The sequence below is a fragment of the Sphingobium sp. TomTYG65 genome (assembly GCF_055395525.1).
On record NZ_AP027331.1, the window covers coordinates 742289 to 767072 of the forward strand.

Here is a 24784-nt window from a genome sequence, read left to right on the forward strand (position 1 = left end):
CTTTTGTCCCAAGCCTTTTACTTCGCCTTCAACGAGCGGCGCAGTCCCCAAAGGATCAGCGGCGCGAAAGGCCGGGTGAGCGGACGCCAGCGGCCGATGGTGCCGCGCAATTCGCGGCGGAAATCATCGAAGCTGTGCCGCTGAAAACGCAGCACCCGTTCGCTTTCGGCGGTATCCATCCAATGGGTATAATATTGTTCGGTGCCAAGGAAGTCGCGGGGCAGCGTGACGCCCATCGCGCCGAGCGGCGCGGACAGCAGATCATATTGCGTGACGCGGCAGGATGCGCCGCCGCCGATCAGCCAGATCTTCCCCATCGCTTCGGGGTTGCCGACGGCGTTTACCGCCGCCAGCGCCACGTCAGCGGGGTGGACATATTCGACCGGATTGCCCGGATGGGTAGCGAAGAGGCGGCGCGTCATCGACTGGTCCGTCGCCGGAATTTCGCCGTCCACCGACACGCCGATGCGCAGCACGCTCCAGGGGATGCTGCTGGTGGCCAGGCGCTGCTCCACCGTGACCTTGTGCCGGGTGTAATTGTCGCTGGGCTTCGGCGCGTCGTCGACCGTTTTGAGCGCCTGGCTGGTGGGATAGCCGAACACGGTGACGGAGGAAGGGAAGATCAGCTGCGCGGCTTGGGGCTGCGCCTCCAGCGCGTCGATCAGCTTCAACGTCGAGGTGAGGTTGACGGCCTCGGCCAGTTCAGGGGCTTTTTCGGTGACGGGCGGGAGGACGGCGGCGAGATGGATCACCGCCTGCACATCCTGCAGCACTTCGGCCCAGTTGACCGCGCGAATGTCGCCCCAATGGGCTTCGTGGAAAGCGCCCTTCACCTTTTCCGAGGCGGCGCGGTTCGCCTTGTTATCCAGGTCCAGCGCGATGACGCGGTGGCCGCGCGAAGAGAGTTCCTGGAGAACCCGGCGGCCGAGATTGCCGAATGCGCCGGTGACAGCGACGGTCGTGTTTTGGGGCGATTGCATGGGCGCGTTAACTGCACGAATGAGTTTTCTGCGTCAAGGCGGCGGGAATGGGACGGCTAGTCTCCGGTTGTTATCCGGCTGCTGATGCCGCCCAGGAAGGTGCGCGTCGCGATATCGGCGAAGGCGTCGATTTCGCTGGCCGAGGGCGTCGCCTGGCCGAGCAGCAGGCGGCGTTGCACATCGGACATGAGCATCGCGATATAAAGTTGGGCGAGCGTCATCGCCTCTTCGCCCTCAATGCCCTTTGACACCAGAAGATCGACGAGCGGGGCGTAGAGATAGCCCCCGCCCGCGGCGATCGTCTGAGCCACGGTCGCGATGTCGCTGCCTTCGCGGGTCAGCAGGCGGATCATGCCGATCGCATAATCGGAACTGAGCGCGTGGAGCATGGCCTTGCCGAACTGCGCCAGATCCTCTTCCCACCTGTCGCCGACCTCCAATTTGGGCAGCGAAAGGGAGGATGCGCCGTCAAGGACGCAGGCGTCGAACAGCGCGGCCTTGTCAGCATGCCAGAAATAGACGGTGCGCTTTGACACGCCCGCCCGGCGCGCAATGGCGTCGACGGTGGTGGCGTGATAGCCATTGCTGGCAAATTCCTCTCGCGCGGCGCGCAGGACGGCGTCCATCCGGCTTTTCGACAGGTCTTTGGCGGGCCGTCCGTTGGGGTTCATCGGCTAATCTTCAGCCAAATCTGCGCCGCAGCGTTTCGCCATCGATCTGCGCGAGCCTGCGCCCGGTGACCAGCGTCTGGCCGACGAACAGCAGGATCAGGATGGAGCCCACGGTGCCGACGAAGATGTCAAAGCCCGACCAGCGCCCGAACAGGCCCGGCCCCGTCCCCAGCAGCATCATCATGACCGTCAGCGCGATCAGCATGATCCTGAGTTCGGTAGGACCGGCCGACAGATAGGACAGCTTGAATTCGCCAAGCACGCGGGCGGACAGGAATGCGTGGATCGACAGCAGCAGATAGCCCGCCAGCGCGATCAGGGCGACGTCCATGGTCACGAACGGGCTGAGGCCGATGCCCGCCAATATCAACAGCGTCGCGAGCCCATCGCAGCTATGATCGATGAAATAGCCGTAGGAGGGCCGCTCGATCCGGCGGTGGCGCGCCAGGCTGCCATCCATGGAGTCGCCGAACCATTGGACGACATAGCCAGCGATCGCCAGGATCAGCCAGGGATAAGCGAGATTGCTGCCCACATAGCCGATGAAGATCATGAGCGCGCCGATCATGCCCAGGATGGTCAGCTTGTCGGGCGTGACCCAGGCCGGCATGCGGGCGCACAGCCAATTGAGCAGGCGGCGTTCCTTCGCAGCGAGCCAGTTTTGCTGGATACGGTCTAGCGGTTTGGGCTGCGGATTGTTCATTTGCCTGCTGCGGCTCCCATCATCGCGGGAGCACATAAGTCTCTCTGTCGAGTTGCGCGAAACAGTAGCTCGATCCGCGCGCTCTATCAGCATGACGGCGCTGGGAACAGGGGGTAGCGATGCGGTCAGGCCGCAGGGCGGCGGGCGGTGCTTTGGCGGACGATCAGTTCGACGGGGCAAAGCGCGGACTCGCCGCCTTGGGTCAGCAACTCCACGGCCTTTTCCGCCATCAGGTCGAGCGGCTGGCGGATCGTGGTGAGCGGCGGCCAGGCGAATTGCGCGGCGGCCCCATCATCGAAGCCCGCGACGGACAGCGCATCGGGGACCGGCAGTCCCCGCTCCTGCGCGCCGATCATGACCCCATGCGCATATTCGTCGTTGAAGGCGAAGATGGCGTCGGGCCTGTCCGGGCCGTCGAGCAGGAACCGGGACGCGGCGCGGCCGGAGAGCATGGTCGATCCCTCCCAGCGGAAGGGGGCGAGCTTCACCGCGGAGGCGGCGGCGCCCTTTTCGGCCAGGCATTGGAGGAATATCTCATTGCGGCGATGGAGATAAGGCCGGCCCGGCGGCGGCGTGCACAGCCCGAATGTCCGGTGCCCGAGCGACCAGAGATGATCGAACAGGGCGATGACCCCGGCGCGCTCATCCGCCAGAACCGCAGGTGATCGGCCGTCAGCGTCGGCGGGCGCGATCAGGACATGCGGCATAGCGTCGGCGGTCAGGCGGTCGATCAGCTGCCGGTCATTGGACAGCGGCGGGGGCAGGATGACGCCGTCGCAGCGGGTCTGGCGCAGGCTGATGTCATAGCGTTCGAGCGCCGAGGCGCTGCTGTCGGCGTCATATTGTTCCAGCAGCAGATGATAACCCTTGGCCGCGCAGGCGGCGGCGGCGCTGCGGAACAGGTCGGCATGATAGAGCGAGCTGTGATCGGGAAGGAAAATCGCGATCAGATAGGATTTCGCCGCCGCCAGCGACCGGGCGGCGAAATTGGGGCGGAAGCCGGTTTGCCTGATCGCGGCCTCCACCTTCTCGCGCGTTGCCTTGCTGACATGGGGGTCGTTGGCGATGACGCGCGCGACCGTCTTGCCCGAGACGCCTGCGAGGCGGCCGACCTCTTCCTGGGTGACGCCAGGCCCTTTCCTGCGCGGAGATGCGCCTTGTTCCATGGATTGCTCATAGCGGGCGGCGGTGGTCCCTGTCCATCTTTGTTGTCAGCGCTGACATACGGCATTAAGCTGCCCGCTTGACGATTATTTCAGGGAGGATTCGGGTGACATCGTTACGGCGGAAAATCATCGGCACGGCTGCGCTGATTGGTGCGGCGTGTCTGCCGATGGCTGGCTCGGCGCGGACCCCTTCCGCTGCGCCTGCGGGAAAGCAGGGCGACGCCCCCCAGGCCCGGCCGCGCAACATCATCTTCATCATATTGGATGACCTGCGCTATGACGGCATGGGCTTTCTGCAGCCGCAGATCCGCACGCCCCATATCGACACGCTGGCCAAGAGCGGGACCTATTTCCCCAACACGGTCGTCACATCATCGCTTTGCAGCCCCAGCCGCGCGACAATCCTGACCGGCCAGACCGCCCGCAATCATGGCGTGGTCGATAACAACAACTCGTCGGAAAAGGGCCTGACCTACTTCCCCAGCTATCTGCAGAAGGTGGGTTATCAGACCGCCTTCATCGGCAAATGGCATATGGGGCAGGACAGCGACGCGCCCCGGCCGGGCTTCGACAAATGGATCAGCTTCTCCGGCCAGGGCCATTATTATCCGACCGAGGGCATTCCGGCGGACCAGGTGGCCAAGGGCCGCGTCAACATGCTGAACGTCGATGGGAACAAGGTCCCCCAACGCGGCTATATCACCGACGAGCTGACCGACTATGCGATGAGCTGGTTGCAGAAGGAGCGTGATCCCAAAAAGCCCTTCTTCCTTTATCTCAGCCACAAGGCGGTCCATTCCGACCCCCTGCCCCCGCCCCGCTATGCGCATCAATATGACAAGGTGAATTTCAAGTTGCCCGCGAGCGCGGCGAACACGCCCGAAAATTACAAGGGCAAGCCGATGTGGGTCTATAACCAGCGCAACAGCTGGCACGGGCTCGACTTCTTCTACAATAGCGACATGAAGATGGAGGATTATCTCCGCTATTATTACGCCACCCTGTCGGCCGTCGACGATAGCGTGGGGCGGATCATGGCCTATCTGAAGAAGCAGGGGCTGGAGAAGGACACGCTGGTCGTCTTCACGTCCGACAATGGTTACCAGATCGGCGAGCATGGCCTGATCGACAAGCGGACCGCCTACGAGCCGTCCGTCAAGGTGCCCATGATCATGGTCGAACCCGGCACAGTGCCGGCGGGCGTCGTCAATCCGGGCCGGCTGCGCAACCTCGACTATGCGCCGACCTTCCTGGACCTGGCGGGAGCCGAGCGCCCCCCGCAGTTCGAAGGGCAAAGCGCCTGGCCGCTGATCACCGGCAAGGTCGCGGCCAAGGATTGGAAGGCGCCCGACTTCGTCTATGAATATTATTGGGAATGGTCTTTCCCGATGACGCCGGGAACCTTCGCCATTCAGCGCGGGGACCTCAAATATATCCAATATTACGGCATCTACGACATGGACGAGCTATATGATGTGGCGAAGGACCCGAACGAGATGCACAATCTGATCGACGATCCGGCTTATGTGACCGCCAAGGTCGAATTGCGTTCAGCCCTTTACAAGCAGCTGGCGGATCGGGACGGGCGGCATATCATCCCCTATACCGGTCGCGTGTCGATCGGCAGCATGCGGCGCAGGATCGGCGGCACCGACGCAGCGCCCTTCCCGCAGCAATGGTTCGTCGAGCCCAACCGCGCCGACCGGGCGGACGACATCGTGCCGGACGGCGGGTTCAAGCAGAAGCTGCACGCGCAGGGCAAAGCCTTCCTGGACATGCCGATCCTGGGCCAGGGCCGCAATCGGGTCGACGTGCTGGCGGCGGAGATGCAGAAGCTGCAGGAAAAGAAGCCCGGCGCGCAGGCCCCGGAGAAGCCGGAGCAGTAGGACCGCCAAGCCATAGTTTCTGGACAGGAGGGCATCGCCCGCCTTTAAGTGGTGGGCGGGCCACTTATCTCTGGCCGGTTGCGGTAATATGTGGAGCATCGATGCGTCAATCTTCCAGGCACAAGGCGATGCGGCCGTCGCGGGCCGTGCAGCCGGACACCAGCGGCATGCGCTGGGTGGAGGGCGGCGCCTTTGCGATGGGATCGGAGAATTTCTATCCCGAAGAAGCGCCGGTGCGCCGCGTGCGCGTGGATAGCTTCTGGATTGACGAGACGCCCGTCACCAATCGCGAATTCGCGCGCTTCGTGGAGGCGACCGGCCATAAGACGGTCGCGGAGATCGCACCCGATCCCAAGGATTATCCCGGCATGCCGATCGAACTGGCGCAGCCGGGATCGCTGCTGTTCCAGCGCACGGCAGGGCCGGTGGACCTTCAGGACCACAGCCAATGGTGGACCTTTGCCCTCGGCACGGACTGGCGGCATCCGCATGGGGCCGACAGCAGCCTCGACGGGCTGGAGGACCATCCGGTGGTCCATGTCACCTTCGAAGATGCGCGGGCCTATGCCAAATGGGCGGGCAAATCGCTGCCCACCGAAGCGGAATGGGAATATGCCGCGCGCGGCGGCCTGGAAGGCCAGGATTATGCCTGGGGCAGCGAACTGGCGCCCCGAGGAGAGATGCTGGCCAATTATTGGCAGGGCGCTTTTCCCTTCGCCAATACGCTGGATGACGGGTGGGAAAGAACATCGCCCGTGCGCAGCTATCCGGCGAACGGCTATGGCCTATATGACATGATCGGCAATGTGTGGGAGTGGACGTCCGATTGGTACGCCCAGCCGCGGGTGGAAGCAAAGGCGCGCGGCAGCTGCTGCGTCCCGGCCAACCCGCGCGGCCCGACCCGGCATGAGAGCCTGGACCCGATGAGCGCCATTCCGCGAAAGGTGCTGAAGGGCGGATCGCATCTGTGCGCGCCCAGCTATTGCCAGCGCTACCGCCCCGCCGCACGGCATGCGCAGTCGATAGAATCATCGACCAGCCATATCGGCTTCCGCTGCGTGGTGCGGGCGAAGGGGTGACGGGGCGCAGCCAAGCAGGCTGACCGCCAGCGTCTGCGGGCGCATATTTCTTACCGCGATCGATATGCCGATTTCATTCTGCCGATGCAGATGCCGATCCGCCCTGTCCGGATGAGGATGGCTGCGTCGCACGGAATGCGGCGCGCGGAGGATAAGCCATGTTCCTCATATGCAAGGATTATTCCGGAGAAGCGCTGACCAAGTAAAAGTCGGCATCTGCTAATATATCTATGGTTATATAACTAGTGTTCTGAATAAACCAGATCAAGATTAACCAATAGAGTCTCAAAGTGGAACGATATCTATAAAACATCTGCCATAGCTTTATTGCGAATCTGAAATCGTAAGTTATATTTTACTTAGCAGATTCGCAGGGGCGATTTCGGGGGGAAGCGCGTGGGGGCTCGGCTTCGAGGGGCGATGGTGGCGTGTGCGCTGGCTTTCGGCGCGTCTGCACCGGCCAAGGCGGACAGCCTGACGATCACGGCGACCGGCACAATCGTCGGAGGATGCGGCATTGCCGTGGCAAGCAACTTCGGCGCTGCCACTCTCAGCGCGGGTGGCACCGTAACCGGCACCGCGACAGTCAATTGCAACGCCGGGTTCAAGATCAACGCGACTTCAGCCAATGGCGCTATCAAGACGAGCGCTGCGGCTCCGGCGAACTTCACCAATGCGGTGCCCTATTCACTGGCCATGACCGTTCCGCTGGACACGGGCAACAGCGTCAGCGCGACCTGCACTTCCGCGCAGCTGGTTGCTGGTCAATCGACGTGCGCGCTGTCGCCGGCCAACAGCACCGGCCTGTCGTCAGGCGGGAAGACGGCCAACAACAAGGTAGCGACGCTTACCGCCAGCTGGTCGCTGCCCACGCAGCGCCTGATCGCGGGCAGCTACAGCGACACCATCACGGTTTCGATCGCGAGCGTGCCATGACGCGCCCGATCCTCACCCACAGCCATGCTCTCCAAACAGGGGGCTGCTGTCCCGGCCTTTCCGGGTCACCAAATGTCAATCAGTCTGTGAGAAGGAAGAGAGTATGAGGAAGATTCTGATGGCGGCGGTGGCCCTTGCCGCCGTGAGCGCAACGCCTGCAATGGCTGCTAGCCCCCAATCGGCAACCTTCGGTGTCGAGGGTACGGTAGACTACTCTTGTGGAGCAATCTCGGGTTCGACCCTGCAGTTCAGCACCTTGAACATCACTGCCACTGGCAACCTCGGAACCAACGCTCCGCAAACGGCAAGCCAGCCGACCTATTGCAATGGAGCAAATTCAACCGTCACCGTGACCAAAACCGCAATGACAAATCCGATCCCAGCAGCTGCCAATTTTACGAGTACCATCGATTTTGAGGCAGTAGTTACGGCAGACGGAACTCAGATCCCAGCTGACGGCGTAGCTCACAAGGTGGGCGCTTTCTCAGGCAACCTGGTTGTGACAGCGCAGAACCTCAGTGCTGCTGCGAAGCCAATGGCCGGCTCCTACAGCGGATCGATCGCTGTTACGCTGACGCCTGCGCTTTGAAGTGAAAATGGTTTGTTGAGGGGAAGTTTTGAGATGACAAGTTGGCTCCGAGTTGGCGTCATCTCTGGTTTGGCATATGCGGGTCTAGCGCCTGCGCATGCTGCCCCTCAGCCCAGCACCTATGGGGTGACCGGGCGAGTTAGTTCAAGCTGCTCGCTCGGCACCAATCCCCCGCTAACCATTTCTACGACTGTGGGGGCGAACGGCAAGCTAGATGCCAGCCTTGATGGCAAGAGTTGGACAATTTCCAACGTCATGTGCAGCGCTCCGTCAACAATCCGCGTTTTGGCAAAAGCGCTACGCCGCAATCCGGCCAATGCGAGCGTCCCGAACGGGCAGAGCCAGACGGCGAACTTTACAGCTACCGCGACCGGCTGGTCTTCCACGCCCGCAAGCGTCACGACCGCAGAAACACTGCCAGTGGGCGCAGGCACGACTTATACTGGCGCGCCGCAAACTCAGAATTCGGCCAAGGCAGGAAATATAACTGTCAAGGTGAGCAACTTCACGTCCGTTGTCGGATCGAACGGCAACGGCAGCAAGCTTGTGGATGGCCCCTATTCGGCCACCATCACCGTTTCACTGTCGCCGAACTGATCGAGATTTGCGGGGGGATTGTCCGGACATGCGTCTTTACAGAAAATTGCTGACCCTGGGGGCAGCGGCCGTGGGTCTGATGGGGGCGCTTGGGGCGTCGGCTGCGCTGGCCACGACCGTTTCGCCGGTCATGGTCGATCTGCAGACATCCGGGCGCGGCGTGGTCGCCAATATTTCCGTCACCAATACCGGGGCAGGTCCGCTGCCGGTCGAGATCACGGTCACGGCGCTCGATCCCACGCCGACCGGCTTCCAGCCGGGCAATGGCAGCGCGGACGACCTGTTGGTTGCTCCGCCCACGGCGCTGATCCCAGCCGGGCAAACGCAGACCTTTCGCGTTCAGTGGATCGGCGATCCTGAGCTGGCGACCAGCAAACATTATTATGTCAGCGTCAATCAGCTGCCCGTCAAGCTGCCCGAAGGCCAGTCGGCGGTGCAGATCGTCTATAATTTCCAGGTGCTTGTCAGCGTATCGTCGCCCAACAAGAAGCCGGAGCTGACCATCAAGTCGGTCAATGCGGCGAGCGGGGAAGGCGGCAAGCCGGCGATCGCCGTTCAGGTCGCCAATGGCGGCGAGGCGCATGGCTATATCAGCCAGCACCGGCTGAAGATCAGCGAGACGAACGCCGCGGGGGCGGAGGTTTTCTCCAAGACGATCAGCGGGGCCGAGTTCCAGCAGATGGTCGGTTATGGCCTGGTCGCCACCGGCCAGACCCGCACCGTCACCGTCCCTGTCGAGGGCGCACCGAAGGGCGGCACGTTCAGCGCCGCGTTGCTGGATGAGCGCGCGCAATGAACCCGCCCCTGATCCCCGGCCGCGCGACCCCGCGCTGCGGACCGGCGCGTCTATATTCCTCCTGATCCGGGGTCGGGGGGTTGCATTGACGCTGGCAGCAGACGCGGTGCCTCAGGCGATGGCGGTTGAGGCCGCGCCCGCTCCCGCGCCGATCAAGATCAACCCCACCAAGCGCATCTTGCGTTTTATCGTGCCGGTGACGGACGGCCCCACCTATCTGGGCGACATCGACCTGGCCGTGGCGCCGGATGACAGCCTGTCCGTCGCGACGCCGCGGCTGATGCAGATGCTGGAAGCCATCCTGAAGCCCGATGTGCTGGCGCGGCTGAAGGCCGCCGTCGGCGCGTCGGACAGCGTGACCGCACAGCATCTGGCGACGGAGAAGATTTCGCTCAGCTACGACAGCCAGAAGCTGGCGCTGTCGATCGGCATTCCCGTCACGGCGCGGCGGACGAGCGCGATGAGCCTGAGGGCAGCCAATGACGCAGGCGGCGAGACGCTGCAGCCCGCGAGTGCGAGCGGTTATATCAACCTGCGCTCGGCGATCGACCTGATCGAACGCGGGCCCGATCGCGGGCTGACGCCGCCGGTTTCTCTGATCGACGGCGCGGCCAGGCTGTTTGGCGTGGTCGCGGAGGGCGAAGGCTATCTGTCGTTGCGGGAGGGCGAGCCGCTGCTGCGCCGCACCGGCACAAGGCTGGTCTATGACGATGTGCAGAGGACAATGCGCTGGGCGCTGGGCGACGTCCGGCCGTTCGGCACCAGTTTCCAGAGTACGCCGACGGTGGGCGGCCTGTCGGTATCGCGCATCTACAGCATCCTGCAGCCGCAGCGGGAAGTGCGATCGACCGGATCACAGAGCTTTTCGCTGTTCGCGCCGAGTACGGTGGAGACGATCGTCAACGGCCGCACGGTCGAACGCAAGCTGCTGCAGCCGGGCAACTATACGTTGCAGGACTTTCCGCTGGCTGAGGGCGCGAATGACGTCCGGTTGCAGATAGAGGACGAAACCGGCAAGCGCCGCATTGTCGAGTTCAACCTCTATTCGAACCGGTCGCTGCTCGATCCGGGACTGACGGAATTTTCGGCCTTTGCCGGGGTCTATGCGCGGCCGACGCGTGCGGGCATCACCTATTCCAACGACTGGTCGGCTTCCGGCTTTGTGCGCCGGGGCGTGAGCCAGCGACTGACCGCCGGCGTGAATTTCCAGGCCGATCGCCATGCGCAGCAGGCTGGGCTGGAATTGCTGGGGGGCAGCGGGCTGGGCCTGATCGGCGGGGAGGTCGCGGTCAGCCAGCGGAACGGGCGAACCGGCTATGCGGTATCGGCGAGTTTCGAGAAGCTGATCCAGGAGGGCAGCGGCCAACGGTCGCAATCGCTTCGGGGACTGGTCGAACTGCGCAGCGCGGATTTTGCCATTCCCGGCGTGCTGCTGGTCCGCGAACCGATGGCGATGCGCGTTTCGGCGGGATATTCGATGACCTTCGCGCGGGACGCGTTCGTGACGCTGGACGGCCAATATTCCCGCGACCGGGTGCAGCAGGAGCATCGCTACAGCCTGCGGGCGAGCGGCGGCATCGGCATCGCGGATGGATTGTCGCTCGTCAGCGATATTCAGTTCGAGCGGGGACGGAGCGGCCAGAGCGCGCTGATCCGCCTTGGCCTGCGCAAGCGGTTCGGCGGGCGTTCCTATGGTCAGGTGGACGCAGACAGCCGGGGCGTCGTCAAGTCCACCTTCCAAAGCTCCGGCGGACGGGGGATCGGCGCGTGGAGCGGCAGCCTGGACCTGACCCGCGACGCGCGGGGCGCTTCGTTCAACGGCAACGGGACCTATACGGCGAACCGGGCGGAACTGGGCGTCAGCCAGATCGCCACCTATGATACAGGTGGCGGGGCGATCCGGGACATGCGCACATCGTTGCGGGTCGGCACTTCGATCGCCTTTGCGGATGGTGCGCTGGCTCTGGGGCGGCCGATCCAGGACAGCTTCCTGATCGCCAGCACGCATAGCAGCCTACGCGGCAAGCCGGTGCGGCTCGACCCGCAGGAGCGGAGCGAAAATGCGCGGTCGGGGCTGTTGGGCGCGGCGCTGGAAGGCGGGCTGAGCGCGCATTCGCCCAGGCTGCTGATCTATGATGTTCCCGAAGCGCCTGCCGGCTATGATCTGGGCGCGGGCAATGTCGGCCTGCTGCCGCCCTATCGCGCCGGTTACAAGCTGACGGTGGGGTCGGATTATCACCTGCTGGTGATCGGCCGCCTGCTGGGCAGCGATGGAGAGCCGATATCGTTGCTGGCGGGCAAGGCGATTGATCTGGCCGCGCCCAAGCGGCCCGCGACGACCATCTTCACATCGCGCGCGGGCAAGTTCGGCGCACAGGGCCTGCGGCCCGGAAAGTGGCGGGTCGAAATGCCGACCGAGCCGCCGACACTCTACGAAATTCAGATACAAGATGATCCAACCGGAACCGTTCGCGTCGGCGACCTGCATCCGGTGACAGCAAGAAAGGGTGAGCGATGAGCAAGTGGATGAAGCTGGCGGGGGTGGCGCTCGCCTTTGGGATTGCGCAGCCGGCGATGGCGGCGAATTGCGCTACGGTGAGTTTTTCGGCGTTTAACAGCTCTTCTCAGTTCGACCCGATCAACGGAAATTATCCTGCACAGACGATCACGGCAACGGTGACCCGGTTAGACGGCAACGCAGACTCGGCTCGTTTGATATTACTTGATAATGACGCAGGAGCGCTCAAGCTTTCTCAGAACGGACCCATTTACAACATCACGACTGGTGGCAATCAGGCTGTGTTTGAGTCGCACCATCTCATTCAGAACAATGAAGGCGCGTTGATATTGTTCGCATCATCAAACACGGCCAATTTTATATTCACTATTCCGAACACAACAAGTGATTTCATAGGAGGAACACCCTATTCAGAGCCTTTGACATATTCAATTTCCTGTTTCAAGAACACAACCGGAAATGGAAATTCCATAAGCAGCAATGCAGAAGTAACTGCCTTCAACGCGGCGGTCACTATCGCGAAGATAGTTAGCATCACCACCGCGGGACCCCAGACGATCAACTTCGGGAATTTCACCACAACGTCGCAGCAGCTTCAGGTCGGCGTGAAGAGTACCAGCTCGATCAACGTCGGCGTCTCTACGTTGAGGAGCAATCAGATGGTCCTTGCGGGCGCTGTTTCGCCCTATCCCACCAATTCAACAATCCCTTACACGATGACGCTCAACGGCACGTCGGTTTCGAACGGTACTAGCCTCACCAATCAGACTCGTGCGGGGGTGGCGGGGATGAACTGGCCGCTGGTGCTCAATCTTACCGGCGGTCTGCCCACGGGCAAGATTGCGGGCAGTTATTCGGACACCATCACCCTGACGCTGACGCCGGGGACTTAAGGGCTCGTCGCTTCTGATTTAGTACGTTCCCGACCCGCGCACGTTCCGCGAACCAAGCGGTTCGGTGCGCGTTTGTTGGGGATGGATACGGTCAATATCTTGCTGCGGCAGCTGGTCAGGATGTGGCAGGGCTTTGTCGCGGCAGTGCCGAGCATCATTATCGCTGTGGCGATCATCTTGCTGACCTGGGTGGTCGCCCGCTACGCCAAGCGGATCGCCGATCGTCTGACGGCCCGGGTCAATTTGCGGCCGAGCCTGAAGGAACTGATCGACACGGTCGTTTCCATCGCGATCTGGATCGTGGGTCTGCTGATCGCGGCGACGGTCGTTCTGCCGGGTCTGACGCCCGCCAGTCTGGTCGCTGGGCTGGGCATCGGGACGATCGCGGTAGGCTTTGCCTTTCAGGATTTTTTCCAGAATTTCCTGTCCGGGATCATCATCATGGTGCGCAAGAAGATGCGCATCGGCGATGTGATCGAATGCGAAGGGATTATCGGTCGGGTCGAGCATATTTCCCTGCGCGAAACGCATGTGCGCAAGCTGTCCAATGAACTGACGATCGTGCCCAATTCCACGCTGTTCAAAAATCCTGTGGAGATACTGACCGACGGGGCGGAGCGGCGGCACGAGATCGTGGTCGGCATAGCTTATGACGCGGACCTGGACCGCGCCGCGGCAGTGTTGCGGCAAGCAGTCGAGGGGGTCGATCAGGTCAGCAAGGAACGGCCGGTCGATATTTTCGCGCGGGAATTCAGCGCAAGCTCGGTGGATTTCACGGTGCGCTGGTGGGCGGGTTCCAAGCCGGCGGACATGCATGCGAGCCGCGACGCGGTGATCCGCGCCATCAAACGCGCGCTGGACGATGCGGGGATCGAAATTCCCTACCCTTATGTCACGAACATATTCAAGGAACCCGCGCCGGCACAGCCCTTGCGCGGCGGCCCTGATCGGGGCGAGGAGAGCGCCTGACGAGCCTTGCCCCGTCAATTTTCACGCCCTGAGCAATTTCTCAATTGAACGGCTTCGTTCATTATTGTAGGAGTTAATACGCCCGCCAGGTCAACGAGGGCGGCGGCAGACGGTGATGATTGGGAGAGATGCTTTGATCCTGGAAAAGACATTGTCGCGGCGGACGTCGCTCAAGATCGGCAGCGCCATGACATTGTGGGCCATGGCCCCGGTGCGCGCGATCGCGGCGGTTCCGGAAGTGGCATTGGCCGATCGGCGTGATCAACCGCTGTCGCTCGGCTGGCGCTTCTATCGCGGCGACGGCAGCGACTATGCGTCCAAATCCTTCGACGACGCCAAGTGGCGAACCGTCGACCTGCCCCATGATTGGAGCATCGAGGACCTCGATTCCTCAGACATAAAGGTCAATTCGACCATATTGCCGTTCGATACCGCGCCCTTGTGGGAAGCCGCAAAGGGCGTGCCCAAGTCGGTGGGGCCGTTTGACGGCGGACGCGCCCTGATTGGCGCGACGAGCCGGTCGGGCGGCGCGCGCGACACGGGTTTGACCGTCGGTGGCGTCGGCTGGTATCGCAAAAGCCTGCGCCTGCCCGCCTTGCCGCAGGATGCGCGCGTCGAATTGATGTTCGACGGCGTTTATATGGATGCGGAGGTCTGGCTGAATGGTGTCAGCCTGGGCCGGCACATTCATGGCTACACGCCCTTTTCCTTTGACCTGACGCCGCATCTCGATCCGTCCGGCAACAATGTCGTGGCGGTGCGGGTCGGCAATCTGGGCGACAACAGCCGCTGGTATTCGGGATCCGGCATTTACCGGCACGTCAGGTTGAACGTCACGCGCAGCCTGCGCTTTGCCCCTTGGGGCATCGCGGTTGCGACGCCGCAAGTTTCCGCATCCTCTTCCACCGTGCAGGTCCGCGCGCGTGTCGAAGGCGTGGCGCCCGGCGCGATGTTGCAGGTCGAGATCAAGGATGCGCGGGGCCGCAGCGTGGCGCGGCAGGAAGTGGCCGCAGCCGCCGATAGCCAGCTGACGATCGAGCTTCCCCGCCCTTCCCTGTGGTCGCCGGAACATCCCAATCTTTACAGCGCCGAATGCAGGCTGAGCCTGAACGGCCAGATGATGGACAATATGGCAGTGCCGTTCGGCATCCGGTCTATCACGGTCGATGCCGAGCATGGCTTGCGGATCAACGGCGTCGCGGTCAAATTACGTGGCGGGTGCGTCCATCATGACAATGGCCATCTGGGCGCAGCTGCGATCGACCGGGCGGAGGAGCGCAAGGTCGAGTTGCTGATGGCGCGCGGCTATAATGCGGTGCGTACGTCGCACAATCCGCCGTCCCCCGCTTTCCTGGACGCGTGCGACCGGCTGGGCATGCTGGTGATGGCAGAGCCCTTCGATTGCTGGAACGTGGGCAAGAACCCCGACGACTATGCGCTTTATTTCAAGGATAATTGGCGCGAAGACCTGCGCGCGATGGTCGCGCGGGACGGCAATCACCCGAGCATCATCATGTGGAGCATCGGCAACGAGATCCCCGAAACCGGATCGCCCGAAGGCGTCGAAACCGCCCGGATGCTGACCACGGAATTGCGCCGCCTCGACAATAGCAGGCTGGTCACGCAGGCGATCAACACGCCCAGCGGCCCGGATGTGGTCCGGGCCGATGGCAAGCCAGATCAGGCTGCGACGCAGTTCCTGGATGTCACCGGCTATAATTATAAGCTGAAAAATTATGAGCCGGACCATGCGCGTTTCCCCCATCGGGTGTTCGTCGGCACGGAAAGCTTCCCCAAAGATATCGATGCGATCTGGCGTATGACCGAACGTCATCCCTGGCTGATCGGCGATTTCGTGTGGACCGCTATGGATTATCTGGGCGAAGCAGGCATCGGACGGGGCGAATTGTCTTATCCCGATTTCTCCGGCGCCAAATATCCGTGGTTCGGCGCCAATTGCGGCGACATAGACCTGATCGGCCAGCAGAAACCGCAGTCATTGCTGCGCGACGTGATCTGGGGCCTCAGCCCGGTTGAAATGACGGTGCAGCGCCCGCTTCCCCCCGACGCCAAGGAAAAGATCTCGCCGTGGGGCTGGCGCGACGAGCTGCAAAGCTGGACCTGGCCCGGCGCGGAAGGGCGGCCGGTGAATGTGTCCATCTACACGCGCGGCGACAGGGTCGAACTGCTGCTCAACGGCAAGCAGGTGGCGGAGAAGGCATTGACCGAAAAGGACGGGTCGGTCGCGCAGTTCGATGTGCCTTATGCGGCGGGACGCCTGGTCGCCCGTGCTTTCCAGAATGGGCGCAAGATCGGCGAGCGGGTGCTGGAAACGGTAGGCGCGCCCGCCGCGCTGCGGCTGAAGGCGGATCGCACGAAGCTGCGTGCGGATCGCAACGACCTGGCCTACGTGACGGTGGAGGTCGTGGATGCGGCCGGGCGACTGGTGCCCGACGCCGCGCATGTCCTGACCAGCCAATGCAAGGGTCCGGCGGAACTGGTGGGCTTCGGCAACGCCAATCCGCGCGGCGTCGCCAGTTTCCAGCAGCCTGTCGCCAAAAGCTGGCATGGGCGCGCACTGCTGATCCTGCGGCCCACGGGGGAGGCGGGACGGACACTGGTCAGGATGGAAAGCGAAGGGTTGAAGCCTGCGATGCTGTCGCTGGACATGAAAGCCTGACGGTCGGCCTGCCGAGCGGGGTGATTGTTTTTACGCCTCTTTGGGTGGCGAGGCGCTTCATCGGCGGTTAGGACCGCTGCATGAGTGTTGCGCCCCTGATTACCCGCCCATTTTCGATGATGCGCGCCTTTCTGGCGGCTGAGGCCGCGGGCGGCATCATCCTGATGGCGGCGGCGGCGGCAGGCATGGTGGTCGCCAATTCGCCTTTGGCGGAAAGCTATTTCCACATCCTTCATGTGAAGGCGGGGAGCCTTAGCGTCCTGCACTGGATCAATGACGGGCTGATGGCGCTGTTCTTCCTGGTCGTAGGGCTGGAGATCAAGCGCGAGGTGCTGGACGGGCAGCTTGCCCGATGGCCGGACCGGATGCTGCCCGGCATCGCGGCGGGGGCGGGCGTGGTCCTGCCCGCGCTCATCTATATCGCGGTCAACAGGGGCGATGCGACGGGCATGCGGGGCTGGGCGATACCGGCGGCCACCGACATTGCCTTCGCGCTGGGCGTGCTGGCCCTGCTGGGACGGCGGATTCCGGGGTCGCTCAAGATATTCCTGACGGCGGTGGCGATCATCGACGATCTGATCGCGGTGCTGATCATTGCGCTGTTCTACAGTGCGCAGCTCAATATGCTGCCGCTCGCGCTGGCGGGAGGCGGGCTGTTGTGCCTGGCGCTCTGCAACCGGGCGGGCGTCAACAGCCTCTGGCCCTATCTGCTGATCGGGCTGTTCGTGTGGTTCTGTGTTTTGCAGTCGGGCATCCATGCGACGCTTGCGGGCGTCGCGGTGGCGATGACGGTGCCGCTGAGGAAGACGCCGGGCGCGCCCGATGACCGACATTCGCCGCTTTATCGGCTGGAACATGGGCTGCACCCCTGGATCGCCTATGCGATCGTGCCGCTGTTCGGCTTTGCCAATGCAGGCGTGTCGCTGAGCGGCTTTGCACTGCCCGACCTTGCCGCGCCCGTTCCGCTGGGCATCGCGCTGGGGCTGTTCGCGGGCAAGCAGCTGGGCATATTCGGTACGATCTGGCTGCTGTCGCGGCTGGGTTGGGCGGAGCGACCGAGCCATGCGAGTTGGCCGCAGGTCTATGGCGTCGCGCTGCTGTGCGGCATAGGCTTCACGATGAGCCTGTTCATCAGCGGCCTCGCCTTCGCCACGCACCCGCATGAGGGGGATGCGGCGAAGCTGGGCATATTGCTGGGTTCGCTGACGTCGGCGATCGCGGGCTATGCGGTGCTGCGGATCGCGCCGGGCGTGAAGGCAACCCAACGACCTGAAATGCGGCCTTTTTGACGCGCATCAATTTGCGCTGTGGGGGGCGGTTCTAATGTCTTCGTGAAGGAGACATGCAATGGATCAGTTTTTTGGCCTTTATTTCCCGCACCTCGTCGTCGGCCTGATGCTGATATTCATGGTCATTCTTGGCGGCCTCAGCGTGCAGGATGCGCTGCGCGGCCGGCGGAATTGAGCGAGGGACAAGCCCCCTTTCACGCGCTGGGCGGCCGGGATGGCGTCGCCAGGATCGTGGATCGCTTCTACGACCTGATGGACAGCGTCCCCGCCTATCGTGACCTGCGGGCGGTGCATGCGCCGGACCTGAGCCCCATGCGCCGGTCGCTGAGCGAGTTTCTGTGCGGCTGGATGGGCGGCGATACGGACTGGTTCGCGGCCAATCCCGGCAAGTGCATGATGACGCTGCATGCGCGCTTTCCCATTACGGCCGCCATGGCCGATCAATGGACGTCGGCGATGGGCCAAGCGATGAAGGATTGCGGCGTCGAGGACGATCTGGCGGCGCGCATCGACGCGGCCTTTGACGCAATGGCGTCAGCCATGGTTCGCGCCTGATACCAGCCCCCCGCATATGACACGGGGGGCTGGTCACGCATCAGCGCCTGTCGTCCGAAACGGCGAGGATATGATCGTCGTAGCCGGGGAAAATATAGTCGAATTCCAGAACCACGCCGCCGCCGAGCGGGCCGTTGACGATCAGGTCGGTTTCACAAAATGCCTGCACGCCATTGCGGCCATAGGTGTAGCGCGTGATCCCCTGAAACACGGGTGACGCATTGAGGCGCGCGTCGATCTCCGCATCGCCGGGCTGCGCGCGATTGACCAGGAATTTGAGCCGCCCGGCAAAGCGCGCATCATTGGCTTCCAACGCCTGTAGCGCGAGATAGCGCTCCTCCAGCTGGTCCAGGGAGTCGTGCAGGAAGCCGACATGGAAATCAAATTCCGGATCAGCGGCCTGCGCGGCGCGATAGGCGGCGAGAGCGGGATGCTCGCGATCCGTGCCCCAACCCAGAGCCTCGCGCGCGGCGGTTAGCAGGGCGGCCGTCGCGGCAGGAAGAGCGCTGAGATAGACGATATTGTCTCCGCGATCGGGATGCAGCGCACTGGTCGTGAAACGGTAAAAGACGCCGCCTTGCGGCAGCTCCATTTCCTGGGTCTTCACCAGACCGGCCGTTTCGAGCAGCAGCGCGGCGGCCGGGCCATCCTGCGGCCGAGGATAGTGAAGGTTCACATGGCTGATGGTCTGTGCCGCTGGCGCGCGCAGGATCGATTGGACGTTCATGCTGTTCCTCTCTGCCGCGGCATCGGAGCGCCCAGCCGCGCTATTAAGCACGGCATGGCGGCCAAAGCGCTTTGACGCGGGTCAAAAAGACACGATAGTGCGTATTATGACGCCGTACTGGCGACGAGAAATAATAGCTGGAACGCAGTTAGACTCTTTGTCTGCATGCCTGATCTGCGATTGTAGAACGCATTTTCTTGAAATTTTGATTCCGGTCAATTCGCTCTGACACCTTTCGGGTCATCATCGCCCGACAAGCGAGTGGAGGACCACATGGAAGTCGCGGCTCTTGCCTACAGCATCATCACCTCCCGCGATCTGCGTCAGTGGCGGCGCTTTGCCGAGGACGTCGCCGGATTTTCCGTCCATGCGCTGCCGGGCGGGCTGGCGCTCCGCACCGACGAGCGGGCCGGACGTTTGTTCATCGTCGAAGGCGATCGCGACGGCTATGGCGCCAGCGGCTGGGAAGTCCGCAACGAAGAGCAATATGCCGCTGCCCTCGCCGCCCTGGACGCGCGCGGCGTCGCCTATACCCATTCGACGCAGGCGGAGCGTGCTCTGCGCCATGTCACCGACATGGTCTGGTTCCGCGATCCTTCAGGCAATCGCCATGAGATTTGCTATGGTTATGTCAGCAGCTTCGCGCCCTTCTGCTCGCCGCAGGGCGTGCGTTTCGTGACCGGCGACCTCGGCTATGGCCATGCCGTGCTGCCCGCCCCCAATATCGCGGAGACGCGCAGCTTCCTGGCCGAGGTGCTGGGCCTTGGCCTGTCCGATTTCATGGTGCACCGCCCGGCGGGAGCAGGCGGGCCCGAGATGCGGATCGACTTCCTGCATTGCGCCAACGGCCGCCATCACAGCCTGGCGCTGTTCGAGGGCGAGGTGCCGTCGGGCTGCGTGCACCTGATGGTGGAAGTCGCGACGATCGACGAGGTCGGTCATGCCTATGACCGCATGTTGGCGGCAGGGGCGCGTCTGATGGCGACACTGGGCCGCCACACCAATGATCACATGATCAGCTTCTATGTCGAAACGCCTGGCGGCTTCGCACTGGAATATGGCTGCGGCGGTCGGATCGTCGACTGGGACCATCACACCGTTTTTGAAAGCACATCGGCCAGCCTGTGGGGCCATGACTTCAGTGTCGGCTTCGGCGCTGACGAACAGGCGAAACTGGCCGACGCGGCCTGATCAGAAGGAGAGGGAATATGACGCTTGCCAATGCGACCACCGCGCCCGCCATGGCCGATCTCGTCGACCGGGCGGCGGCGCTCGTGCCGGTCCTGCGCGAACGGGCGGACGCCTGCGAAGCGGGCAACAAGGTGCCGGACGAAACCATCCGCGACTTTCAGGAGGCGGGCTTCTTCAAGATCCTGCAGCCCCGCCGCCACGGCGGATATGAGATGGACATCGAGACCTTCTATGCGGTGCAGATGAAGCTCGCCGAAGGGTGCATGTCGTCCGCCTGGGTGCTGGGCGTCGTCGCTGTGCATAACTGGCAGCTGGCCCTGTTCGACGGGCAGGCGCAGGAGGATGTGTGGGGCACGGATAACGCCACCCTTATCTCGTCTTCCTACATGCCGCGCGCGCAGGTGACGCCGGTCGAGGGCGGATACCGCATCAGCGGGCGCTGGGGCTTTTCCAGCGGCGTCGACCATTGCGACTGGGCGTTTCTGGGCGGCCTGGTCAACGATCCGGAAACGGGCGAGCCGGACTTCTGGACTTTCCTGGTCCCTCGGGCCGATTTCAAGGTGCTGCCTATCTGGAACACGATCGGGCTGGGCGGCACGGGCAGCCATGATGTGACGGTGGAGGACGCCTATGTCCCGGCCTATCGCACGCATCGGTCGAAGGATGGCTTTGCCTCCACCAATCCGGGCGCAAAGGTCAATCCCGCTCCGCTTTACAAGCTGCCGTTCGGGCAGGTGTTCGTGCGTGCCGTATCCTCCTCTTCAATCGGCGCGCTTCAGGGTGCGCTGGACTGCTTCATCGAAAAGGGCGCCAAGCGCAGGAGCGCCAATAGCGGGGCGAGCGCGTCGGCCGACCCCGATGTGCAGATGGTGATCGCCGAAACCCGCGTCGCGATCGACGAGATGAAGACCATCCTGTTCCGCAACTTCGAGCATCTGGCCGAAAAGGCGCGCGCGGGGGAGCAGGCGGATCTGGAAACCCGGCTGCACTATCGGTTCCAATCGGCGCAGATTTCCAGCCGCTGCTGCGCGCTGATCGCCCGCATCTTCGCAGCGAGCGGGGCGGAGGCCATTTATCGCGGCAACCCCGTCGCCCGCGCCTTTTGCGACATTCATGCCGGGCGCGCGCATGTCGCCAACAATCCAGGCGTCGTGGGCCGCAACTTCGGTGGCGTCCTGCTCGGCGCGCCGAACGGCGACAGCTTCATCTGAACGGACGGGAGGACAGCATGGCGAAGACAGCCGAATATGGCCTGGGCGAACTGACCTTTCCCCGTGGCTGGTTCATGGTCGCGATAGCCGATGAGGTGACGCAGCAGCCGCAGCCAGTCCGTTTCTTCGGACAGGATATGGCGCTCTATCGCGGCAAGAGCGGGCGCGTGGTGCTGATGAATGCCTATTGCCCGCACATGCGGGTCAACATTGCGCGCAACAGCACATCCTATGTCGTGCGGGACGGCAATCAGGTGGAGGGCGATTCCATCCGCTGCCCCGCCCATGGTTGGCGCTTCACGCCCGAGGGACAGTGCGACGACATTCCCTATTCGACGCGCAGCATCCCCAAGGCGGCGTGCATCAAGTCGCACAAGGTCGTGGAAAAAGCGGGCTGCATCTGGATGTGGCACGACATGGAGGGGGGCGATCCCGACTATGACCTGCCCGACTTCGCCGAATGGAACCGCACCGGCGAAGGATGGGTGCGGTGGAAGGTGGATCATCTGGGCACGCTGCCGATCCATCCGCAGGAGATACTCGACAACATGACCGACTATGCGCATTTCGCGCCGGTTCATGGGTCGTCGGGCAATGTGTTTTTCGAGAATGAATTTGACGGCCCGATCATGCGCCAGCGCTTTGCGTCGGGCCACCGAACGCTGGTGGATGGCGGCGGCCTGTTGGAAACCGACACCTGGTACACCGGGCCAGGCATCCTGCTGTCCCGCATGGAGGGCAAGCACCCTTCGCTGATGATGATCTGCAACACGCCGGTCGAGGATGGCGAGGTCCGCGTTTGGTTCGCAGTGATGGCGCAGACCGCCGCGAATGGCGAGGCGACCGAGGAAGAACGCGCCATCGCACGCGCCTATCATGAAGCAGGGCTCGCTGCCTTTTCACAGGATTTCGAACTGTGGAAATATAAGGAGCCGGCGATCAACATCCTGCAGGTGCCCGACGATGGGCCGTTCCACAAGGGACGGCTGTGGTATCGACAATTCTACAATCCGCGGGCGCGGGCGGCCGAGTATCAGAAGCGGGTCAACGGAGTTCATACGACGGTGGACCTGCGCGGCAGCAAGGCCGCGGCCTGATCATTTGACCCTATGTTATGGGCGGCGGAGCTTCCTGTGGGACGCTCCGCCGTTAGCATTTCGCGCCTCTTCGCTCCGGCCGCCTTTTTGACGCGCGTCAATTTGTTCGTCGCAAGTAAGTATATACTCACTTGTCGAGCGGCCCGGCATTTCTGCCGCCGCAGCTGCGAGAGGAGCGAATATGAACGCGCATAGCCAGCCACATCCGGCGAAGAGTTGTCCCCTGCCCATAACGGATCATGACGGTCTGCGCCGGGCGTTGAAGGACGCCAACCTGCCGACCCTGCTGATGGTTTACACGACCTATGCGCAGGACCGCGCCTATCTGGACAGTTTCGCGCCTTACCTGACCGGCATCTATACGGCGGAAGCGCCCTCCAGCGTGCCCGAGGCCATGGCGCAAGACTTGCGCGACCGGCTTTTCGCGCTGCTCACCGATCCCACGCCGCCGGTTGAACGGGCGATCGATGCGGAACTGCTGCGCAGGATGATGGGCGTGAGCGTCGGCGAGGAAGTCGATCCGGCGATCATGCCTGTGCTGTACGACCAGATGGGTTTCGAACGCCCGGTCCCGCGCAAGGATATGCCGGGCCGCGTTCATCCGCCCGCAGCTTTCCGCGTGCTGGTGATCGGCGGCGGGATGACCGGCATCGCCGCTGGCATAAAGCTCGCCGAGGCGGGATATGACTATACGATCATCGAGAAGAACCCCGATCTGGGCGGCACATGGTTCGAGAACCGCTATCCGGGCGTCGGCGTTGATACGCCCAGCCATTTCTACTCCTATTCCTTTGAACTGAACCCTGACTGGAGCAGCTATCACCCCAAGGGGCCGGAAATTCACAACTATCTGACCAGCGTCGCCGACAAATATGGCATTTGCGACCATGTTCAGTTCGAGACGATGGTCGTCGCCGCCCGTTGGAGCGATGCGGACAGCAACTGGCACGTCACCCTGCGCGACGTGAAGACCGGTGCGGAGCGGGTGGAAGTGGCCAATGCGGTGCTGCTGGCCCATGGCGTGCTCAACCGCTGGTCCTTCCCCAACATCCCCGGGCTCGACAGCTTCAAGGGCCCCAAGATGCACACCGCCGGGTGGGATGCGGACATGGACCTGACCGGCAAGCGGGTGGCGGTGATCGGCACGGGCGCGAGCGCGGCGCAGCTTGCCCCTGCCATCGCAGGCAAGGTTTCCAGCCTGGTGATCTTCCAGCGTTCCAAACATTGGGTGCTGAACAATCCCGACATCGCCATGCCGGTGAACGAGAATATCCACTTCGCCCTGCGCAACATCCCCCATTACAAGGAATGGTTCCGCTTCCGCGTTTATTGGTTCACCGGCGACGGGCTGTACGGCAATGTGAAGATGGATGCCGACTGGCCGAACAAGGACGTATCGGTGTCGGCGCAGAATGACGCGGCGCGCAGCTATGCGCTGCAATATATCCATCACAAGCTGGCGAACCGGCCCGACCTGATCGACAAGGTCGTTCCCGACTATCCGATTTTCGGCAAGCGGATCGTGCTGGATGCCGATGGCGGCCGGCTCGACACGCTGCTGAGGCCGAATGTCACGCTGGAAACCGATGCGATCGATCATGTCGAGGAGCATGCGATCGTCACGAAAAGCGGCAAGCGCTACGAGGTCGATGTGATCGCGCTCGCCACCGGTTTCGAGCTGGCGCCTGCATTGGGGCCGCTCAAGGTCTATGGCCGGGGCGGATGCGACCTGGCAGCGGCATGGGGCAAGGACGAGGCGCGCGCCTATCTGGGCGTGATGGCGCCGGCCTATCCCAATTTCTTCATGACGCTGGGGCCGAACAGCGCGCCCAATCATGCGGCGGGCGTGAACATGGTGCTGGAAGCGCAGATCCATTATATCATCGAAGCGCTGGACAAGATCGTGGCGGCTGGCGGCAAGGCGATCGAGCCGACGGAGCAAGCCTATCTCGACTGGAATGCGAAGGTCGAGGAACAGATGAAGCAGATGATCTGGTCCCACCCCAAGGCCAAGAGCTATTATCTGAACAGCAAGGGACGCAACTATGTGTCCTGCCCGTTCAAGCTTGCGGATTATTGGAACTGGACGCGCAATCCCGATCCGGAGGCGATGGTCATTTCTTGAATTTTGAACGACGCACAATAAGGGGGCCTGGTCCGGTCGGACTGGGCCCCATTTTTCACGGGATCACGATTCCATCCCTCGTTCGCCCTTCGACAAGCTCAGTCCGGGGTCGCGTGAAGGCCGCCC

21 protein-coding genes are annotated in these 24784 nt (G+C 62.9%); 16 read left to right on the plus strand and 5 right to left on the minus strand.

Features of this window, described 5'->3' with window-relative positions:
* Window positions 1–17: 17 nt before the first annotated feature.
* The 4 genes from ACZ5Y5_RS17230 to ACZ5Y5_RS17245 all read right to left on the minus strand — a co-directional run bounded on the left by ACZ5Y5_RS17230 (window position 18) and on the right by ACZ5Y5_RS17245 (window position 3520).
* Window positions 18–980 carry an NAD-dependent epimerase/dehydratase family protein gene (locus tag ACZ5Y5_RS17230; RefSeq protein WP_464810648.1) on the minus strand — a complete coding sequence of 321 codons (963 nt, stop codon included), beginning with the start codon at window positions 978–980 and terminating at the stop codon, window positions 18–20.
* 56 nt (window positions 981–1036) lie between these two features.
* The gene (locus tag ACZ5Y5_RS17235; RefSeq protein WP_464810649.1) at window positions 1037–1651 is read right to left on the minus strand and encodes a TetR/AcrR family transcriptional regulator; all 615 of its coding nucleotides are present in this window, start codon (window positions 1649–1651) and stop codon (window positions 1037–1039) included.
* A gap of 10 nt (window positions 1652–1661) precedes the next feature.
* A complete protein-coding gene (locus tag ACZ5Y5_RS17240; RefSeq protein WP_464810650.1) occupies window positions 1662–2354 on the minus strand; it encodes a CDP-alcohol phosphatidyltransferase family protein in 693 nt (230 codons plus the stop codon).
* Between the two features lie 125 nt (window positions 2355–2479).
* Window positions 2480–3520 (minus strand): LacI family DNA-binding transcriptional regulator, encoded by a 1041-nt coding sequence (locus tag ACZ5Y5_RS17245; RefSeq protein WP_464810651.1) that lies wholly within the window; start codon window positions 3518–3520, stop codon window positions 2480–2482.
* 167 nt (window positions 3521–3687) lie between these two features.
* On the opposite strand from ACZ5Y5_RS17245, the gene ACZ5Y5_RS17250 reads away from it, so the two are divergent.
* From ACZ5Y5_RS17250 to ACZ5Y5_RS17305, 12 genes are all read left to right on the plus strand, one after another.
* Window positions 3688–5406: a sulfatase family protein gene (locus ACZ5Y5_RS17250; protein ID WP_464811638.1), complete on the plus strand. Its 1719-nt coding sequence runs from the start codon at window positions 3688–3690 to the stop codon at window positions 5404–5406.
* 167 nt (window positions 5407–5573) lie between these two features.
* Window positions 5574–6485: a formylglycine-generating enzyme family protein gene (locus ACZ5Y5_RS17255; protein ID WP_464811639.1), complete on the plus strand. Its 912-nt coding sequence runs from the start codon at window positions 5574–5576 to the stop codon at window positions 6483–6485.
* A 396-nt stretch (window positions 6486–6881) separates the two neighbouring features.
* Entirely contained in the window at window positions 6882–7421 is a 540-nt protein-coding gene (locus ACZ5Y5_RS17260) for a hypothetical protein (protein ID WP_464810652.1), read from the plus strand.
* Between the two features lie 103 nt (window positions 7422–7524).
* Entirely contained in the window at window positions 7525–8010 is a 486-nt protein-coding gene (locus ACZ5Y5_RS17265; protein WP_464810653.1) for a hypothetical protein, read from the plus strand.
* Between the two features lie 33 nt (window positions 8011–8043).
* Window positions 8044–8607 (plus strand): hypothetical protein, encoded by a 564-nt coding sequence (locus ACZ5Y5_RS17270; RefSeq protein ID WP_464810654.1) that lies wholly within the window; start codon window positions 8044–8046, stop codon window positions 8605–8607.
* Between the two features lie 28 nt (window positions 8608–8635).
* Complete coding sequence (locus ACZ5Y5_RS17275) at window positions 8636–9403, plus strand: fimbria/pilus periplasmic chaperone (protein ID WP_464810655.1); 768 nt, start codon at window positions 8636–8638, stop codon at window positions 9401–9403.
* Between the two features lie 85 nt (window positions 9404–9488).
* Window positions 9489–11921 (plus strand): fimbria/pilus outer membrane usher protein, encoded by a 2433-nt coding sequence (locus ACZ5Y5_RS17280; protein ID WP_464810656.1) that lies wholly within the window; start codon window positions 9489–9491, stop codon window positions 11919–11921.
* The gene (locus tag ACZ5Y5_RS17285; RefSeq protein ID WP_464810657.1) at window positions 11918–12814 is read left to right on the plus strand and encodes a hypothetical protein; all 897 of its coding nucleotides are present in this window, start codon (window positions 11918–11920) and stop codon (window positions 12812–12814) included. The genes ACZ5Y5_RS17280 and ACZ5Y5_RS17285 overlap by 4 nt, the downstream gene beginning before the upstream one ends.
* A gap of 81 nt (window positions 12815–12895) precedes the next feature.
* A complete protein-coding gene (locus tag ACZ5Y5_RS17290) occupies window positions 12896–13783 on the plus strand; it encodes a mechanosensitive ion channel family protein (RefSeq protein WP_464810658.1) in 888 nt (295 codons plus the stop codon).
* 133 nt (window positions 13784–13916) lie between these two features.
* Window positions 13917–16463, plus strand: coding sequence for a glycoside hydrolase family 2 TIM barrel-domain containing protein (locus ACZ5Y5_RS17295; protein ID WP_464810659.1), 2547 nt, complete (start codon window positions 13917–13919; stop codon window positions 16461–16463).
* Between the two features lie 80 nt (window positions 16464–16543).
* Window positions 16544–17752, plus strand: a complete 1209-nt coding sequence (gene nhaA / locus ACZ5Y5_RS17300) for a Na+/H+ antiporter NhaA (RefSeq protein WP_464810660.1) — start codon at window positions 16544–16546, stop codon at window positions 17750–17752.
* Between the two features lie 171 nt (window positions 17753–17923).
* The gene (locus ACZ5Y5_RS17305) at window positions 17924–18307 is read left to right on the plus strand and encodes a group II truncated hemoglobin (RefSeq protein WP_464810661.1); all 384 of its coding nucleotides are present in this window, start codon (window positions 17924–17926) and stop codon (window positions 18305–18307) included.
* Window positions 18308–18347: 40 nt separating this feature from the next.
* On the opposite strand, the gene ACZ5Y5_RS17310 is transcribed toward ACZ5Y5_RS17305, so the two are convergent.
* On the minus strand, window positions 18348–19034 hold the full coding sequence (locus ACZ5Y5_RS17310; protein WP_464810662.1) for a hypothetical protein: 687 nt from the start codon (window positions 19032–19034) through the stop codon (window positions 18348–18350).
* A 273-nt stretch (window positions 19035–19307) separates the two neighbouring features.
* On the opposite strand from ACZ5Y5_RS17310, the gene ACZ5Y5_RS17315 reads away from it, so the two are divergent.
* The 4 genes from ACZ5Y5_RS17315 to ACZ5Y5_RS17330 all read left to right on the plus strand — a co-directional run bounded on the left by ACZ5Y5_RS17315 (window position 19308) and on the right by ACZ5Y5_RS17330 (window position 24658).
* Window positions 19308–20225 (plus strand): VOC family protein, encoded by a 918-nt coding sequence (locus ACZ5Y5_RS17315; RefSeq protein ID WP_464810663.1) that lies wholly within the window; start codon window positions 19308–19310, stop codon window positions 20223–20225.
* A 17-nt stretch (window positions 20226–20242) separates the two neighbouring features.
* Window positions 20243–21436: a flavin-dependent monooxygenase gene (locus ACZ5Y5_RS17320; RefSeq protein WP_464810664.1), complete on the plus strand. Its 1194-nt coding sequence runs from the start codon at window positions 20243–20245 to the stop codon at window positions 21434–21436.
* A gap of 17 nt (window positions 21437–21453) precedes the next feature.
* Entirely contained in the window at window positions 21454–22533 is a 1080-nt protein-coding gene (locus ACZ5Y5_RS17325; protein ID WP_464810665.1) for a Rieske 2Fe-2S domain-containing protein, read from the plus strand.
* Between the two features lie 181 nt (window positions 22534–22714).
* Window positions 22715–24658 carry a flavin-containing monooxygenase gene (locus tag ACZ5Y5_RS17330; RefSeq protein WP_464810666.1) on the plus strand — a complete coding sequence of 648 codons (1944 nt, stop codon included), beginning with the start codon at window positions 22715–22717 and terminating at the stop codon, window positions 24656–24658.
* The last annotated feature ends 126 nt before the right edge of the window (window positions 24659–24784 follow it).